This window comes from uncultured Dialister sp. (genome assembly GCF_900541605.1).
Taxonomy (GTDB): Bacteria; Bacillota; Negativicutes; order Veillonellales; family Dialisteraceae; genus Dialister.
This window is the reverse complement of record NZ_UQKJ01000043.1, coordinates 1-15575: the sequence shown is the minus strand read 5'-3', so window position 1 is coordinate 15575 and position 15575 is coordinate 1. Positions and strand designations below refer to the sequence as shown.

Genomic DNA, 15575 nt, shown 5'->3' with positions numbered 1-15575 from the left:
GTAAACCTCCCCTCTTTAGAGGGGAGGGGGACCGCGTCAGCGGTGGTGGGGTGTCTGGACGGATGGGGCATAAGGGTGTCGGGTTGGCAGCGCTGCGCTCGCCAATCGGGTTGCGTGATTCGCATCGGGGGCGTGAGGTTGGACAGTGGCAAGGTCGCAGGATGGATGCCGATTTAATTCCTTCATTATTCAGAGTTTTCTAACAAATTCGGTTACTGTTTTTTTGTAGGCTTCTCCATTTGCTGCCATTTCCATCGTATGCCCGGCTCCCTGAAATATATATAATTGTTTATTTTGACTGCTTGATGCGGAAAGCAGCTCTTCTGCAGTAGAAGACGGAATCAATTGGTCCGCTCCTCCGTGTAGGAAAAGTACGGGGGAAGTCATATGATTTACCTGATCTATGGGATCCACTGATGATAAAAGTTTTCCTGTGTGAGCGAACATGGCGGCCTGCATAAAAGGATTTAGGATATCCATTCCAAGTACCAGCCGTTCATCACCGGTGTAGGTCATGATTTTTTCGCGGCCCAGTTTCAAAAGATTTCCATAGGAGCTGTCGGCTACATAAAATTTCATTTCATGGCCCTCTTTACTTCCGCTGTAAATCAGTGCCATGGCAGCGCCCAGGGAGAAACCATGGAGGCCAATTTCCATATTCTGATTTTTGGAATGAAGGAAATCCACCCAGGCGTTCAAGTCTTCCTCGTCATGTTACCCCAGTCTGTCATGGAGCCATCACTTTCCCCATGGCCCCGGAGGTCTACAAGAAGTACATTGTATCCCAAATTCCGATATATATTTACGTAGGGAAGACACATAGATCGATTCTGGTACAGCCCGTGAAGCAGGATTACTGCCTTTTTACTGTTATTCCTGTCTTCAATGTAGGTTCCTCGGAGGTTTGTACCATCTCCGGAAGGCACTGTGACCCGATGCCAACCGTAACGGTCTTCCATGGTATGGATGGCCGTGAGATCTTTACGATGGTTTTCAATGCCCAGAATTCGGTCCCAGGGAGCTGTAAATAATTCTTTATAGGCCGTATTTCCTGCATAGAACCCGGCAGCTGTTATAATGATCAGGGCCAGCAGGAAGAGGCTTTTTATCAATTTCCAAATGAAATGCATCTATATCACCTGGGGATAAGTATAATACAAATATAGAAGAAATGCTATAAGTAGCCCTGCGGTTATGTTATGTTCGGTGCTTTCCTGGATTATACCGGATGCCATAGGGGAAGCATCGTATTTGGAGGGGTGTTTTTACAAAATCCAACGGTTTCTCTTTATACGTGATTACATGTCCTGTGTTACAATAAAGAAAAACAGGTCCTTCGTATTTGATGATGGGAGGAATCAGAATGAACGGAAATGAATTGAATACTTTGGGGTTCAAAGCAGCTAAAGATACAATTCAGGTGCTGAAGGGGACAGTGGAGAGTCTCCAGCTTAATTTATCTCAGGAAAGAGATGCTAATGAGGGACTTCAGTTAACGATTGAGTCTCTAAAAGGGGATAATGAGCGGCTGCAGGAAGAAAACTTCCAACTTCAGTCGGCGCTGCAGTCTTTAAAGGAAACTGAAGACAAAAAGCCTTCTGCTGAAAAGACTGATCATTCTAAGGTTTCTTTGCAGGAACTGGCTCAAAAACTCAGTTTTTATTACCAGGATATGAAAAAAGTGGATGCTAAAAATCTCACAGCAGAAGACAGTGAGACACTCTATAATATCTTGGACTATACGTTTAAGACCTTGAAGAAGGCAGGATTGAAATTATAACAGAAAGTCGGAAGTTCATGGAATATTTTTCATTCCGGTGCTTTGGGCATAGTAGAAGAGATATTGCTGTATAATTCCTGCGACTTTTCCATAATGGGGGAATGGGTTGATTCCGCCATAGTATTGATCTATGACACGCTGGATCCAGACATCCACCGGAGCCATGGCGGTTCTATGAAATCCAAAGAGTGCAGTGCAGCTGGCTACTTTGATGCCTACGCCGGGCAATTTCATAAGTGTTTCTATAAGTGTCTCATCGTTCATAGTGGCCATGTCTTTCATAAGATGTGGTCTTTTTTGTATGGCCCTTGCTGTTTTATAGATATAAGATGCCCGATATCCCAGTGAACAGGCTTTCAGGTCTTCCATGGTAAGGCGGGAAAGGGCCGCAGCTGTTGGGAATGTATAAATGGTTTCTTTACTGGTTTTTATTTTTTCACCACAGCTTCGGCATAGCTTTTCAACGGAGGTTTGGATAGCAGGAATAGATTTCCTTTGGGAAATAATAAATGTAATGAGTGTTTCCCAGGGATCCTGACGCAATATGTGAATACCCTGGCTGTATTCTGCTGCCCTTGCAAGATAAGAGTTATCCATTTTTAAGGCTTCTTCCAATTTTCTGTAATTTGAGGATAAATCAAAATATGGCTTCCATACATGATTCCATTGGTAGCGGCTACAGGAAACATCATATCGGATTCCATGGATAGGGGAAATATAAAGTATATGACGGCCGGTGATAAATCGATAAAGATTGTTTTCTATCTCGGCTGCCCGGAAACACTGGCCGCTGTGTATGATTTTATAAAGGTCCATATTATCTCTGATATAGATATGCATGATGACTCCTTATGATAAATGTGAGATAACCTGCAGACTTGGAATTAATGCATTTTGGTGCACAAGGAACCTGGTTCCAATTCCTATAATACACTATTACAGTATTTTCAGGGGTTCAGGGGGGGTGTGTTCCCTCTGTCCTGGTTCATTATATTCTTTTACATTTTCCTTTCAAAGATATGTTAAAATAGAGGCACCAAATTTCGGAGAGAGGAGGAGCGCTATGGGGAAGGAGTTACTGCTGATTAATGATCTTCCAGGTTATGGGAAGGTGGCACTGGCAGCGATGATGCCTGTCCTGACCCACATGGGTCATCATATATACAATCTGCCTACGGCTCTTGTATCTAATACCCTGGATTACGGGCGGTTTGAAATCCTTGATACCACCGAGTATATGAGGAATACCATTGGCGTATGGCGGTCATTGGGATTTTCCTTTGATGCCATATCCACGGGGTTTATCGTTTCACCAACTCAGGCATCCATGATAGCGAATTATTGCAGCCAGGAAAGAGAGAAGGGAACGAAGATTTTTGTGGATCCCATTATGGCTGATGAAGGCCATCTCTACAATGGCCTTACAGAGCGAACGGTGGAGGGGATGAGAAAACTTATAGCCCAGGCCGACTACATGGTGCCAAACTATACAGAAGCTGCTTTTCTTACCGGAGAGCCTTTTGTGAAAGAAGGCCTTTCCTGGGTGGCCATGAAGAATCTTCTGGGAAAGCTCCATCGCATGAGCGGAGGTTCGGTAGCCATTACCAGTGCCCGAGTGGATGGTCAGGATGCAGTGGCTGGGTTTGATGTAGAACGGAAGGAATTCTTCCTACGTACCTTTGATATGATTCCTGTCCGTTTTCCGGGGACCAGTGACATTTTTTCAGCCATCTTCATGGGCGCTGTCATGAATGGTATGGCCATGGTAGACGCCGTAGATAAAGCGATGATTGCTGTCCGGAAAATGATTGTCATGAGTGAGGGTTCCCAGGATGCCTTTCGGGGTATCCCTGTAGAAGCATGTTTGGAGGTGCTTGACTGATGCCAAGAAGACCCAAAATAAAGATTACCTGTATTGACAGAAAGGGGCCCTGTCCCTGCCATCGGGGACACAGGTCGGGAGATTCCTGGGATTTTGACAAGGACAGGGGACAGATTTGTCCTATGGTTATGCATGTGGCATTTCCTTACATTGATATTCTCCGGTATGGCGGCGAAATCCCCCAACCTGGTCAGGAAAAGGGAACAGCCATTTTTTGCTGCCCCGATGTAGAAACGATTAATGTATTCAAAATTGAACGGGTTGATGAGGGGAAGAAGGAACAGGAGAAAGCTTTTTAGCCTTTGGCCAGGGCTGAGACTTCGGCAAGACTGAAGGTCCCGACTTTGCTGAAGGAAGAAAAGTATGTAAAACTCGCGGCGCTTCACAATTTGTGCGTCGCACCATCATCCCTTATACCTGATCTTCACGCGGCTCTTTCCAATTTGTGTACCGCTTGAGTCATTCAAAGAAATATAAAAGGTGATTTTATGGAACAGATGCAGTTTATCCGGAAACTTCCGGAGCCTATGGAAATTAAACAGGAAATTCCGCTAAAACCGGAATTCCAGAAACTGAAAGCAGAGCGGGATCGGGAAATTGAAAATATTATGACCGGAAAAGATGACAGGCTTCTTCTGATTATCGGTCCCTGCTCGGCGGACAATGAACCGGCAGTTCTCGACTACTGCACCCGTCTTGCTAAAGTGGCGGATGCAGTAAAAGACCGGATTTTTATCATTCCCCGGGTATATACCAATAAGCCCCGGACTATCGGAAAAGGGTACAAAGGAATGCTCCACCAGCCTGATCCAGAGGGCAAGGAAAACATGATGGAGGGAATTAAAGCCATTCGCCGCATGCATGTCCATGTAATTGAACAGACCGGCTTTACCTGTGCAGAAGAAATCCTTTACCCCGAGAACCATCGGTACCTATCTGATCTTCTCTCCTACGGTGCTATTGGTGCCCGTTCCGTAGAAGACCAGCTGCATCGTATGATTGCCAGCGGCGCAGGAATTCCGGTGGGCATGAAGAATCCCACATCCGGCGACCTTTCGGTGATGATGAATTCCATCGAGGCTGCCCAGAGTGAGCAGGATTTTCTGTTCCACGGCTGGGAAGTCCATACCACAGGTAATCCTTTGGCCCACGCCATTCTTCGTGGCTATGTGAACCACTTCGGTACCAGTATGCCCAATTACCATTATGAAAATATTAAAAAGGTAGCCGACATGTATGGTGAAAGAAATCTGAAAAATCCGGCTATTGTAGTGGACTGTAACCATAATAATTCCGGAAAGAAATATATGGAACAGATTCGTATCGCTCGGGACGTCATGGCCAGCCGCCGGTATTCAGAAGATATCCGGCATATGGTAAAGGGGCTTATGATTGAAAGCTATATTGAAGATGGAAACCAGAAAATTGGAGAGGGAGTCTATGGTAAATCTATTACTGATCCCTGCCTGGGATGGGAAAAGAGCAAAAATCTGATTCTTGACCTGGCTGATCTGGTATGATTCTGTTGGACATTCAGATTTGATAAAATAGGTTTATGCTGCGCAGAAAATGCGTTTAAAAATCGAAAAGTGCCAGGGAAGCGCTGATGATAAATTCATCAGCGTTTCTTTAAATCCATAAATAAAAAACATTGCGAGAGGATTCTCGCAATGTTTTTTATTTATGGTGGGCGATAACAGGATCGAACTGCTGACATTCTGCTTGTAAGGCAGACGCTCTCCCAGCTGAGCTAATCGCCCATATTTCTTTGACGTAGTCTATTATGCCTTATATGAAGGAATTTTGCAAGAGTTTTTTTGTCCATGATGTTTCTGAAGGAAACTTTAGTTGATACATTGATTATGGAAAATATAAACATGAATGTTTTTGGGATGCATTAATTACAGCGTATTGATAAACATAGAGGAATTATCTTGACAGAAGTCATATACCATGCTATAGTAATTCCATTACAGGCAATGACGAAAAAGAGTAGGTCTTCTGATGACAGTCAAGCGAGTCCGGACAGTGGGAGCGGATATGGATAGGGAGTCTGAAGTGCGTTTCCGAGCATGAAAAGCGGAATAGAGTATGCTTTTCCGGGAATTCCCGTTACAGAATGAGGGTTTCTACAAGGAAGGAAACCTGATGAGGTATGGATGGTGACGTCCATATGAATCTGGGTGGTAATCACGAGTCTCTCGTCCCAATGGGGCGGGAGTTTTTTATTTCCCGATTCCTCTCCGGAAATGGTTCCTTAATTTGATTTCAGGTGTTTCATAGGAGGAATATGTATGAAGAAAAATGTGGAAGTTGAACAGGCTGCCCACAAAGCCCTGGAAGCCAATAAGGCGAAGAAGCAGGGACGGCAGTTTGTGCTGTGGATGCTGGCTCTTATAGTCGGGGCTGCATTGGGGTGGCTTGGTATTAAGCCGCTGAATGAATTATTTACCTTTATTGCTACTGTATTTACCCGTCTGTTCCAGTTTATTGCGGTGCCTACTATTGCACTGGCGGTCATTACGACACTGGCCCAGCTGGGGGGACGTAAGGAAACGGGACGGATTTTTGCCCATGCCGTGACCTATACTCTTTTAACAACCATCTGCGCTGCCGGTATCGGACTGGCCATGTTCCTGTGGATTGCACCGGGCAATCTTCCGGCTGATATCGTAGGTGCCGGTGCAGCGAATGTGCCCCAGAAACTGGGACATTTGACCTATTATGATCATATTCTGAGCGTTATTCCGAATAACCTGCTCCAGCCATTCCTGTCGGGCAATGTACTGGCAGTGATGCTTATTGCTGCATCCTTCGGTCTGGCTCTTGCTTTTATGCCGAAGACAGAAAACCGGGAGATCCTGATGAAGGGAATCCTTGGTTTCCAGGAACTGCTCTTCACCCTGATTCGGGCTCTGCTCTTCATTCTTCCTGTCGGCATTCTCGCCTTTGCGGCTCAGCTGTCTGCCCAGATTGAAGCCGGCGTCATTGTAGGGGCTCTCGGTAAGTATACGGCTGTCATCATCGGAAGCAATGTGATCCAGTTCTTCATAGTTATCCCGATTTTCCTGCTGGCCCGGGGCCTGAATCCGATCCAGGTATTCAAGAAAATGTCTCCGGCCATTGCGGTAGCCCTGTTTACAAAGAGTTCTGCAGGTACCCTGCCGGTAACCCTGGCTTCTGCAGAGCATAACCTGAAAGCCAATCCTGCAGTTTCCCGTTTCGTACTTCCCATCTGCACCACCATCAATATGAATGGCTGCGCTGCTTTCATTCTGGTGACTTCACTCTTCGTCATGCAGAATGCAGGATATGACCTGCCCCTGCCTACCATGATTACCTGGCTCTTCGTAGCCGTGCTGGCAGCCATCGGCAATGCCGGTGTACCTATGGGATGCTATTTCCTGACCCTGTCCCTCATGAGCGGCATCGGCGCTCCTATCGGACTCATGGGCGTGATTCTTCCGATTTACACCATCATTGATATGATTGAAACCGCAGAAAACGTATGGTCCGATTCCGCTGTATGCGCTATGACAGACCATGATCTGAAAGGTAAAATCGAAGATCCCACTACACCGGAAGCTATTGAAGCCTGAAGGCAGGTTTAATCAATAAAAAATCACCATAGATGCATCTATGGTGATTTTTTATTGGTTGTCGAGTAATAAGGGCAGAGCCATTCAAAAGGGGGACATTCAGGGAAGCACTGATTGAATCTGACTCTGCTGATTAATCTGCGCTTTCCTGATATCCATGCCGTTTAAAGTTCCACAGCCTTGCGGAGGGCCATGAGGTTTTCTTCCGGTGCCTTTGGATTCACGACGCAGCCGGGGCCAAGGATGAGACCTTTGCCGTCGACCTGGCTGATGGCGTCTTTGACATGGGCCGTAATTTCTTCCGGGGTGCCATCAAGGATGATATCGTCATATTTCAGGACACCATTGACGAAGTAGGGGGCCGATTTGATGCCGGCCAGCAGACATTTATCCGTAATCTGCCGGGCTTCCTTTAGGGAAGGCCAGGTATGGCGGTCGTGCCAGTTGATGCAGTTCACCGGGTACGATGCCACTTCGTTGAAATAGATATCTTCTCCGTGGATATGGGCGGCGTTGAACCAGGTCTTTTTTGCGTAGGATTTAATGACCTGGAGGTCATAGAATTCGCCGAATTCCTCAAATTCCTGGAGGTTCATCATGGAGCGGGTAGCGTTCTGGGTGGCAAAGAAGAAACCATCTACGCCGGCCTCGATATTGGCGCTCACGAAATCCAGGGTGGTGGCTGTGATGGCCGCCAGGGCGTGGTGGACAGCATCGGGGTAGTTGATCATATCCATGAGGAGACGATCACCGGCCATTTTCTTCAGCGTGGAGAAGGGGCTGAAAATAGTCTGGATGACAGGAGTTCCGGGCTTTCTTCTTTTAACCAGTTCCTGTGCAAATTCTACCTGCTTCCCATAGGTTCCCTGAATGGCGGGAATGGCACGGATGGTATTGTAGTCAGCAGGACTGTGGATGGCAAAGTTTTTTACAATCGGTTCCCTGTAGGGATCGCAGTAAATGGTAATCTGGTTTCCGAAGTCCTGGGTACTGTAAAGGCCAAAGGGCATCATCTTGATGTAATCAAAATCATATTTTTCTGTGAGCTCCACTTCTGCTTCTGCCAGGGAGATGGGATCCTGGTCAAACTCTGACAGGTGCATCCATGCGGCCACCGGTACGTGGTCTACCTCTTTGGAAGCCAGAGCGGCACGGACTCTTTCTTCTCTATTCATAGCTTTCTCCTTTCAGAATCAAGGTTATATTCATTTATTTCATTATATCATATTGGAGAGGATGAATGGTTAGTGTGATTGGTGAGCGGCCCAGGCGGGTAGATGAATTTTATGGTTGGAGCCATGCCATGCATAGCCCCGGCCATAGGCCGCTGCCCTGGCGAAGCTGCCTTTTGTCCCATATATCCGTGCATTTACTGCTTTACTCACGCTGTACGGCCTGTAATAATGGTATAATACTCATAGATTGCAACAAGGCAGGTATATTTCATGAATATATATAAAGGCAGGCTCTGGCTGGCGATGCTCACAGGATGGGTATCCCTGCTCATGGGATTCTGTGAATTCTATACATGGCGCATCGGATGGCATCCCGGATCTACTCCCTGGAACCGGTCATCCCTTCTTTTTGCGGTGGATATTCCCAAAGTACTGGCGCTGGCGGTGGTTACCTTTCTGGTCCTTTCAGTACTTATGAAGTATCTGGGAACTGTGCCGGCCCTCTCGGAACGGCTGGAACCGGATGGAAGCCCGCTGGAAGCACCCTTTGCTTTTATCGTAGTCTTCCTTCTCTGCGCGTGGATGCCCTTTTTTCTCGTTTTTTACCCCGGCACCGGCATGAATGATACCACCGATATCATGCGGGCCGGCATCTGGGCCACCGGGCAGCATACGTTTATTTACTGCATGTATATTTACGGACTCACCCAGGCATCGGACATGCTGTTCCATACCACGTCCTACGGGCTGGCGGCTGCTTCCCTGATTCAGATGTTTCTCTTTGCCTGCGGCATTGCCTACTGCCTTTCCTGGCTGTATCGGAAAACCGGCCGCATGTGGCTCACGGTCCTTTTATCCCTGTACTATGGATTTATGCCAATGGTGGTAAATATGTCCTTTTCTAACGTGAAGGATGTATTCTTTTCCGGTACCATCCTTCTATGGGTACCTCTGGTTACGTCCTTTGTGTCAGGATATAAGGAAAATGCCTGGCAGTCCAATAAGCGGCTCTTCATCCTGGCGGGCCTTGGTATGATGCTTCTTCGGAATAATGGCATCTACGTATTCATTGTCATGCTGCTGGGGCTTTTATTCCTCATGAAACGGATCCAGATGAACCTGCTCCTCACGGGGCTTGTGATGATTGCCATTGCGGTGACCCCGGATATTGCCATCAAGCAGATCCTGGACCTGCCCCAGCTTTTTCAGGAACGGGTAGGCATCCCGCTGCAGCAGTTTTCCCGGGCCGTGGCGGTAGGAGTGCCCCTGACGCCGGAAGAAAAGGCGTACTCTGTGAAAATGATGATTCCTGGCCGTATTGAAAAATGGTACGATCCCTTTACCGTGGACCTGATCAAATGGAACAGCGATTTTGATTTCTACTATTTTAACAGTCATCCCGATGAATTCTGGAAAGCCTGGAAATCAGTGGGTAAGAGAAATAAAGAGATCTACGTGGAAGCCTGGCTCTTTGCCACCTATGGGTACTGGGCATTTCCGGCGCCGGACGAAATGACCCAATCCCGTTTCTGCTGGGCATTTTCGGAGAGCGATCTCAAGAACGGGCTCAGTCCGGACCACAATAATGCCTATAAGACGGCGGATATCCATACATTCTTCAAAAAGGATACCCAGGAAAAACTGGGTCGCTGGCTTTGGGACCACAGTCGCTTCCTCGGTGCCGGTACCTGTCTTTGGATTACGCTCTGCGTGGGGCTCCTTCTTTTCTACAGGAAACAGTACAGCCGGTTTCTTGTCCTTCTGCCAGCCTGTCTTCTCTGGGGGACACTCATGATCGCCACTCCGGCGGCCTTTGTATACCGCTATGTGTATTTCTTCCCCCTCTGCATGCCTTTCTTCCTTCTCCTTCCTTTCCTGCCGGAAGGGAAATATGGAGAAACAAGGTGGGCAGAAACGGTGATGATGCCGAGAAAAGAAATAGAACTTCCGGAAGACCACAGGGAGATTCGGGAAGATGATGGATATACCCATTGGAAGGATTGAAAAATATAAATGTGGCTGAGGGGAAACGCCCTGCGGGCGAGGGGGTGGTGCGGTGCACACATTAAGAAGCACCGCTTTATGAGACCTGGTCGGAGCTCCGCTGCCGGACCTGTGCCCCCCTTCCCGGGGCGCGAGCGAAGCGAGAGGGGTTACCAATCCGTTTTAAATACTTGATGTGGATACTTACAAGAAGCGTTTCCCTTCTATTCTATCAGAAAGGGGGCAAAACACCATGAAGCTCTTCAAGCTGGACAGGGTCAGTCTGCCCTGCGCTGTTTTCTCCATTCCCCTTTCTCTGGCCTCCTGGTATACCTGGAAAATCGACAGGATGGGGGAGGCCCTGCTGCATCCGGAATATCCTCTTCTTTCTGTGGAGGATCTGAAGGTTTTATTTCTTATTTTTCTCCTCCTTTTTGCGATACTCCCGCCGGTTGTGCGGCTTTTTCTATCACTATCTTTTGAAAGGCAGGAAGGGACAGGCTCTCATTTATTTCTTCCTGCTTTCCTTTTCATGGCCCTTTGGCAGGTCCCATCGCTGCTGGCATTGTATCCGGCGCCCGGGATGAATGATACTCTTTTTATGATGGAAAATCCCCTTTACGCCGGTGTCCAGTTTCCCTGGTTCTATTCACTTATTTATGGATATGGAGCGGCCTTTGGAAAAGCCGTACTGGGGACAAGGGAACCGGTGATTTTTGCGCTTTCTCTGGTACAGCTCCTTGTCTATTCCTACGGACTGACGGCCATGGTTTTTTTTGTCCGGAAACGGTACGGGAGAAATCCGGGAATTTTTCTCTATGCATGGTTTACGTTTTTCCCTATGGTTGGCAATTATGGTATTGCCGCTGTGCGGGATGGGCTGTTTTCTCTTTCCCTTCTCTGGTGTATGGTCCTGTTTTCTGATGGCCCTATAGAGAACAGGAAGAAAATGCTGATGACTGCCGGGGCACTACTGGGGCTCATGATGTTTCGGAGCAATGGTATTTTCATTTCCGCCATTCTTGTCATGGCCCTGTGCCTGGTCACCGGGAAATGGAAGAAACCGGCCGCCCTTTTTCTCCTCTGTGCGGTGGCGGCTATCCTGCCGGGACGGGTCATTCTTTCTACCCATGGCTGGCAGCCTCTGTTTCAGGAGAGCATGGTCATCCCCCTGCAGCAGATGGGCCGGGTCCTCGTTCTGGATGGGGAGCGGAGCGAGAAAACGAAAGAACTCATGGCGGGGCTTCTTCCGGAAGAAAAATGGAAGAAAGGGTATTCGCCGGCTACAGTGGATTTTGTGAAATGGGATGACCATTTCCGGAGAAATGAATTAAATGGGGAAAGGGTTCCTTTTTTGAAGGCCTGGCTGGATACGGGCCTTAAGAATCCCCGGCTTTATGTGGAGGGATGGATGACAGAAACCTATGCGCTCTGGAACCTGGACCCCCTGGAGCATGATGTACAGTCCCGGTTTGGCTGGGCTCTGTCTGATGAGAATACGAAGAATATGAAACCATCGGATAACGATATGCTGGCACTTGGGGATTTTCCCATGCCCTTCCGGCTGAAGTCGTTTCTGGGTAACTATTCCTACAGCGGCAGCCGATTCCTGGGAGCCGGGATTTCCCTGTGGATGACACTGTTCCTGTGTCTCCTCTTTTACTGTGGTGGGAGAAAGAGACTGATTCTTGCTGCACTGCCTCTTTGGGCCAATACATTGACCCTTCTCGTTTCTACGCCGGCATCGGCTGTTTTCCGCTATTCCTTTGCCTATGTCCTGGGCCTGCCGTTGCTGGTCTTAGTGTTCCTGTACGAGAAGGGGCGTGACTAGTGTGTCATTTCAACCATGTTTGGGATAATCCTGCATCCTGGGAAAGTGGCTGAGGGGTAACGCCCTGCGGGCGAAGTGTCGCAAGAGGAACGGGCTTCGCCCGAGGGGGTGGTGCGGCGCACAATTCATATAGCGCCGCGATTATTTATTCATCGTATTTATCAAATTCCCATATTATAAAATTCTGTGGCGCTTTTTAATTTGTGCGCTGTACCTTCCCTGTCTACATATGCATTAAAATGAGATATAGTAAACACATTCACACCTACAAGGAGCAGTCCTATGAATCCTACTGAAAACCAAGCCCAGTATGATGCAATCCATTCTGATGGTCCTACACTGGTCATTGCGGGCCCCGGAACCGGTAAGACCTACACTATCATCCAGCGGGTACTGTATCTGATTCGGGATAAAAAAGTGCCGCCGGAACAGATTATGGTGGTTACCTATACAGTAAAGGCTTCGAAGGAGCTCATTACCCGTCTCACCAATGAGCTCTCTAAACAGGGGATCGAGGTGAATCTCCATGAAATGTATATCGGCACCTTTCACCATATATGCCGGCGGCTTCTGAAGGAATTCAGGGAATATACGAGGCTGGAAAGAAATTTCATAGAAACTGACCAGTTTGAACAGCAGTACCTGGTATATGGGAACCTTTCTGACTTTGAACAGATTCCGGGATTCGACAATGTGGTCCCCTCTTCCTATCTGAACCGGAGCACGGGAATGGAAGTGACCATTTCTCCCTGGCGGCGGTGCAAAAAGATCTGCGAATATGTGAATCGGTTGTCAGAAGAACTGGTGAATCCGGAGGATATGGTGCGGGAAAAGGACAGCCTTATCCGAGCCCTGGGATGGATGATGATTCGGTACCGGAAACTGGCCAAAGAGAAGAATTTCCTTGATTTTACAAGACTCCAGACGGAGGCATACTATATTCTTTCGGAAAAAGAGGCAGTACGGAAAGAAGCGGCCCGGCGGATCCGGTATATTCTGGTAGATGAATATCAGGATACCAATTACATCCAGGAAAAGCTGGTACAGCTTCTGGGAGGCGAAGAAGGAAATATCTTCGTCGTTGGTGATGATGACCAGAGTATTTACCGCTTTCGAGGCGCTACGGTGGCCAATATACTCCGTTTTCCGGACCACTTTGGCGGCCACTGCCATGTGGTTACGCTGAACCGGAATTACCGGTCCAACCAGGGAATCATTACGTTCTGCATGAAATGGATGGCCCAGCCATCCTGGTTCAGCTGGGAACGGAAGGGAAAGCTGTACCGGTATCGGAAGGGCAGGGTCCTGTCCGCTTCCGGCGAGACGGATATGCCTACGGTAGTACGGATTACGGCATCCAATAATGAACCGCGCTATGAAAAAAGGGTCTGTGATTTTGTGGAGAACCTCAAGAAGGAAGGATGCATTACTGACTATAACCAGGTCGCCTTCCTCTTCGATTCTGTGAAGGGGGACAACTCCATCCGACTCCAGTATGCTTTGAAGCAGAGAGGAATTCCCGTATATGCACCGCGGTCCGGTTATTTCTTTAAACGGAAAGAGGTGGCCTGGCTTCTGGGATCCCTCCTGTATCTGTTTCCTGAAGTACAGAAAGCCCTGGGAAAATCCCGGGAAATGGGGGAAACGGAGGGAATTAGCGGTACCTATCGCCAGTTCCTGATCATGGCAGAAACCATGATGGGAGAGCATCAGGAATTGAAACAGTGGCTCGATGAAGAAAAGAAGAAAATTGCTTCCACCGGCCGTCTTACTTCGAACCTGCTGCCTTTGACATACCGTATCCTGTCCATGGAGCCTTTTTCTTCCTTTATTGATCAGGCAGCGGAAGGGGAATGTGGGGAAGCGAGAAACCTGTCTACCATTACCCGCCTTATCAGCCGGTTTGACTGCTTTATAGAAGAAAATCACGGGTACGGCAAAGAAACGGTAGACGATATTTACGTATTCTTTTCCCGGTATCTCCGACTCTGGTATGAGAACGGGGTGGGAGAATATGAAGATGAGGAAGCCTATGCACCGAGCGGGCAGGTTTCTTTCCTGAATATCCACCAGTCCAAGGGATTGGAATATCCTGTAGTTATTGCAGCTTCCCTTGATGAATACCCACGGGGTGAGGATACCCTCATTGCCCGGGTGGTGGAGAAAATGACGGGACGCCGGTCCTATGAGCCCTATGGGGATATCCGGGATTTTGATTTCCGCAGGAAATACTACACCGCCTTTTCTCGGGCCGAGTCCCTTCTCGTTCTTGCCTGTGACAGGAAGCCGGGACAGTCGCCATCCAGGGTTTTTGAGAAGCCCGTGGACAGTGTTCCTGAATACGATACACCGGGCCTTGATTTCAGGGATATTCCGTTTGAACCGGTCACAGCAGGCCGGTTTAAACCCCGGCTTTCTTTCACTTCCCAGGTGGCGCTCTACGAAGAATGTCCCCTGAAGTATAAACTGAATAAGATTTACCGATTTGCATCACCCCGGGGATTGTCGCTCCTCTATGGGACCCTGGTACATGAAGTGATTGAAGATGTTCACCGGGCGGTCATTCGTAAAGAAATGGATAAACTGGTACCAGCCAATATCTACGCCTGGATGATGGCAGACTACAATGCCCTTTCTAAGACGGAAAATACCTGGCTTTCCAGAAGTGACCTGGACAGGGCATTCCAGGAAATCCTGGGGTATGTGTCCTACCGGCAGGGAGACTGGTCCATGGTAAAGGAAGCGGAATATCCGCTGGAACTGGTGAAGGACCGATATATCATGGATGGTACCATAGACCTCCTGCAGGATAAGGAAGGAAAAACGGATATCATCGATTTCAAGACAGGCCATCGGCCGAAGCCGGGAAGTTCTCTCCTTGAACGGTATGCCGGGCAGCTTCGGGTCTATGCGTACCTGGTGGAGAAGAAACTGGGGGTCCCTGTGGGACGGCTGCTTCTCTATTTTACAGGGGAAGAAGACCGGCCGGTCTATGAAGTGGACAACCGTCCTGAACTGGTGCAGGAGCGGATAGAAGCCTTTGATCGGACCGCTGAACGAATTATGGCGGAAGACTTCAACCACCGTGCAGAAAAATCGGGGCCCGGCCTTCCTGAGGCCTGCCGCTCCTGCCAGTGGAGATATTACTGCTGGAAAGAGTAGGAAGCCTTCGGCTTGAGTCGTGTATAGCGGGGCGCTCCAAGCGTGTGGATGGGGCTAAAGGTTGTAGGTGAACGTCGCTGCGCTCGTTCACCGGGGTGTGGGTGCTTCGCACCGGGGGCGTAAGGTACAATAGCCGCCGAAGGCGGCCAACCCACCTTATGCC

12 protein-coding genes, 1 tRNA gene and 1 other annotated feature are annotated in these 15575 nt (G+C 48.4%); of the genes, 8 read left to right on the top strand and 5 right to left on the bottom strand.

The window, feature by feature from the left end; all coding sequences use genetic code 11:
- Positions 1 to 189: 189 nt before the first annotated feature.
- Both QZR21_RS04505 and QZR21_RS04500 read right to left on the bottom strand, forming a co-directional pair.
- On the bottom strand, positions 190 to 657 hold the full coding sequence (locus QZR21_RS04505) for an alpha/beta hydrolase (RefSeq protein ID WP_296097093.1): 468 nt from the start codon (positions 655 to 657) through the stop codon (positions 190 to 192).
- Positions 658 to 695: 38 nt separating this feature from the next.
- On the bottom strand, positions 696 to 1130 hold the full coding sequence (locus QZR21_RS04500) for an alpha/beta hydrolase (RefSeq protein ID WP_296097090.1): 435 nt from the start codon (positions 1128 to 1130) through the stop codon (positions 696 to 698).
- 233 nt (positions 1131 to 1363) lie between these two features.
- On the opposite strand from QZR21_RS04500, the gene QZR21_RS04495 reads away from it, so the two are divergent.
- Positions 1364 to 1780, top strand: coding sequence for a hypothetical protein (locus tag QZR21_RS04495; protein WP_296097087.1), 417 nt, complete (start codon positions 1364 to 1366; stop codon positions 1778 to 1780).
- Between the two features lie 15 nt (positions 1781 to 1795).
- Here QZR21_RS04495 and QZR21_RS04490 read toward each other — a convergent pair whose 3' ends face one another.
- Positions 1796 to 2620: an 8-oxoguanine DNA glycosylase gene (locus QZR21_RS04490; RefSeq protein ID WP_296097084.1), complete on the bottom strand. Its 825-nt coding sequence runs from the start codon at positions 2618 to 2620 to the stop codon at positions 1796 to 1798.
- Between the two features lie 223 nt (positions 2621 to 2843).
- Between QZR21_RS04490 and QZR21_RS04485 the strand changes: the two genes are divergently transcribed.
- From QZR21_RS04485 to QZR21_RS04475, 3 genes are all read left to right on the top strand, one after another.
- On the top strand, positions 2844 to 3662 hold the full coding sequence (locus QZR21_RS04485) for a bifunctional hydroxymethylpyrimidine kinase/phosphomethylpyrimidine kinase (protein ID WP_296973982.1): 819 nt from the start codon (positions 2844 to 2846) through the stop codon (positions 3660 to 3662).
- Positions 3662 to 3961, top strand: a complete 300-nt coding sequence (locus tag QZR21_RS04480) for a TIGR04076 family protein (RefSeq protein WP_296097078.1) — start codon at positions 3662 to 3664, stop codon at positions 3959 to 3961. The genes QZR21_RS04485 and QZR21_RS04480 overlap by 1 nt, the downstream gene beginning before the upstream one ends.
- Before the next feature lie 189 nt (positions 3962 to 4150).
- Entirely contained in the window at positions 4151 to 5182 is a 1032-nt protein-coding gene (locus QZR21_RS04475; protein WP_296097075.1) for a 3-deoxy-7-phosphoheptulonate synthase, read from the top strand.
- 164 nt (positions 5183 to 5346) lie between these two features.
- Here the strand turns inward: QZR21_RS04475 and QZR21_RS04470 are convergent.
- A tRNA-Val gene (locus tag QZR21_RS04470) sits at positions 5347 to 5422 on the bottom strand.
- Between the two features lie 210 nt (positions 5423 to 5632).
- Positions 5633 to 5874: a binding site (T-box leader), on the top strand.
- 82 nt (positions 5875 to 5956) lie between these two features.
- Between QZR21_RS04470 and QZR21_RS04465 the strand changes: the two genes are divergently transcribed.
- The gene (locus tag QZR21_RS04465) at positions 5957 to 7261 is read left to right on the top strand and encodes a dicarboxylate/amino acid:cation symporter (RefSeq protein WP_296097072.1); all 1305 of its coding nucleotides are present in this window, start codon (positions 5957 to 5959) and stop codon (positions 7259 to 7261) included.
- Positions 7262 to 7425: 164 nt separating this feature from the next.
- Here QZR21_RS04465 and QZR21_RS04460 read toward each other — a convergent pair whose 3' ends face one another.
- The gene (locus QZR21_RS04460) at positions 7426 to 8436 is read right to left on the bottom strand and encodes a uroporphyrinogen decarboxylase family protein (protein WP_296973978.1); all 1011 of its coding nucleotides are present in this window, start codon (positions 8434 to 8436) and stop codon (positions 7426 to 7428) included.
- A 270-nt stretch (positions 8437 to 8706) separates the two neighbouring features.
- On the opposite strand from QZR21_RS04460, the gene QZR21_RS04455 reads away from it, so the two are divergent.
- From QZR21_RS04455 to QZR21_RS04445, 3 genes are all read left to right on the top strand, one after another.
- A complete protein-coding gene (locus QZR21_RS04455; protein ID WP_296097067.1) occupies positions 8707 to 10440 on the top strand; it encodes a DUF6020 family protein in 1734 nt (577 codons plus the stop codon).
- Between the two features lie 232 nt (positions 10441 to 10672).
- Positions 10673 to 12250: a DUF6020 family protein gene (locus tag QZR21_RS04450; RefSeq protein WP_296973975.1), complete on the top strand. Its 1578-nt coding sequence runs from the start codon at positions 10673 to 10675 to the stop codon at positions 12248 to 12250.
- A gap of 282 nt (positions 12251 to 12532) precedes the next feature.
- A complete protein-coding gene (locus QZR21_RS04445; protein WP_296097062.1) occupies positions 12533 to 15412 on the top strand; it encodes an ATP-dependent helicase in 2880 nt (959 codons plus the stop codon).
- The last annotated feature ends 163 nt before the right edge of the window (positions 15413 to 15575 follow it).

Excerpts from the sequence above, each read along its gene's own strand:
- QZR21_RS04505 (WP_296097093.1), bottom strand. The coding sequence starts at position 657 with ATGGAAATTGGCCTCCATGGTTTCTCCCTGGGCGCTGCCATGGCACTG.
- QZR21_RS04500 (WP_296097090.1), bottom strand. The coding sequence starts at position 1,130 with ATGCATTTCATTTGGAAATTGATAAAAAGCCTCTTCCTGCTGGCCCTG.
- QZR21_RS04495 (WP_296097087.1), top strand. The coding sequence starts at position 1,364 with ATGAACGGAAATGAATTGAATACTTTGGGGTTCAAAGCAGCTAAAGAT.
- QZR21_RS04490 (WP_296097084.1), bottom strand. The coding sequence starts at position 2,620 with ATGCATATCTATATCAGAGATAATATGGACCTTTATAAAATCATACAC.
- QZR21_RS04485 (WP_296973982.1), top strand. The coding sequence starts at position 2,844 with ATGGGGAAGGAGTTACTGCTGATTAATGATCTTCCAGGTTATGGGAAG.
- QZR21_RS04480 (WP_296097078.1), top strand. The coding sequence starts at position 3,662 with ATGCCAAGAAGACCCAAAATAAAGATTACCTGTATTGACAGAAAGGGG.
- QZR21_RS04475 (WP_296097075.1), top strand. The coding sequence starts at position 4,151 with ATGGAACAGATGCAGTTTATCCGGAAACTTCCGGAGCCTATGGAAATT.
- QZR21_RS04465 (WP_296097072.1), top strand. The coding sequence starts at position 5,957 with ATGAAGAAAAATGTGGAAGTTGAACAGGCTGCCCACAAAGCCCTGGAA.
- QZR21_RS04460 (WP_296973978.1), bottom strand. The coding sequence starts at position 8,436 with ATGAATAGAGAAGAAAGAGTCCGTGCCGCTCTGGCTTCCAAAGAGGTA.
- QZR21_RS04455 (WP_296097067.1), top strand. The coding sequence starts at position 8,707 with ATGAATATATATAAAGGCAGGCTCTGGCTGGCGATGCTCACAGGATGG.
- QZR21_RS04450 (WP_296973975.1), top strand. The coding sequence starts at position 10,673 with ATGAAGCTCTTCAAGCTGGACAGGGTCAGTCTGCCCTGCGCTGTTTTC.
- QZR21_RS04445 (WP_296097062.1), top strand. The coding sequence starts at position 12,533 with ATGAATCCTACTGAAAACCAAGCCCAGTATGATGCAATCCATTCTGAT.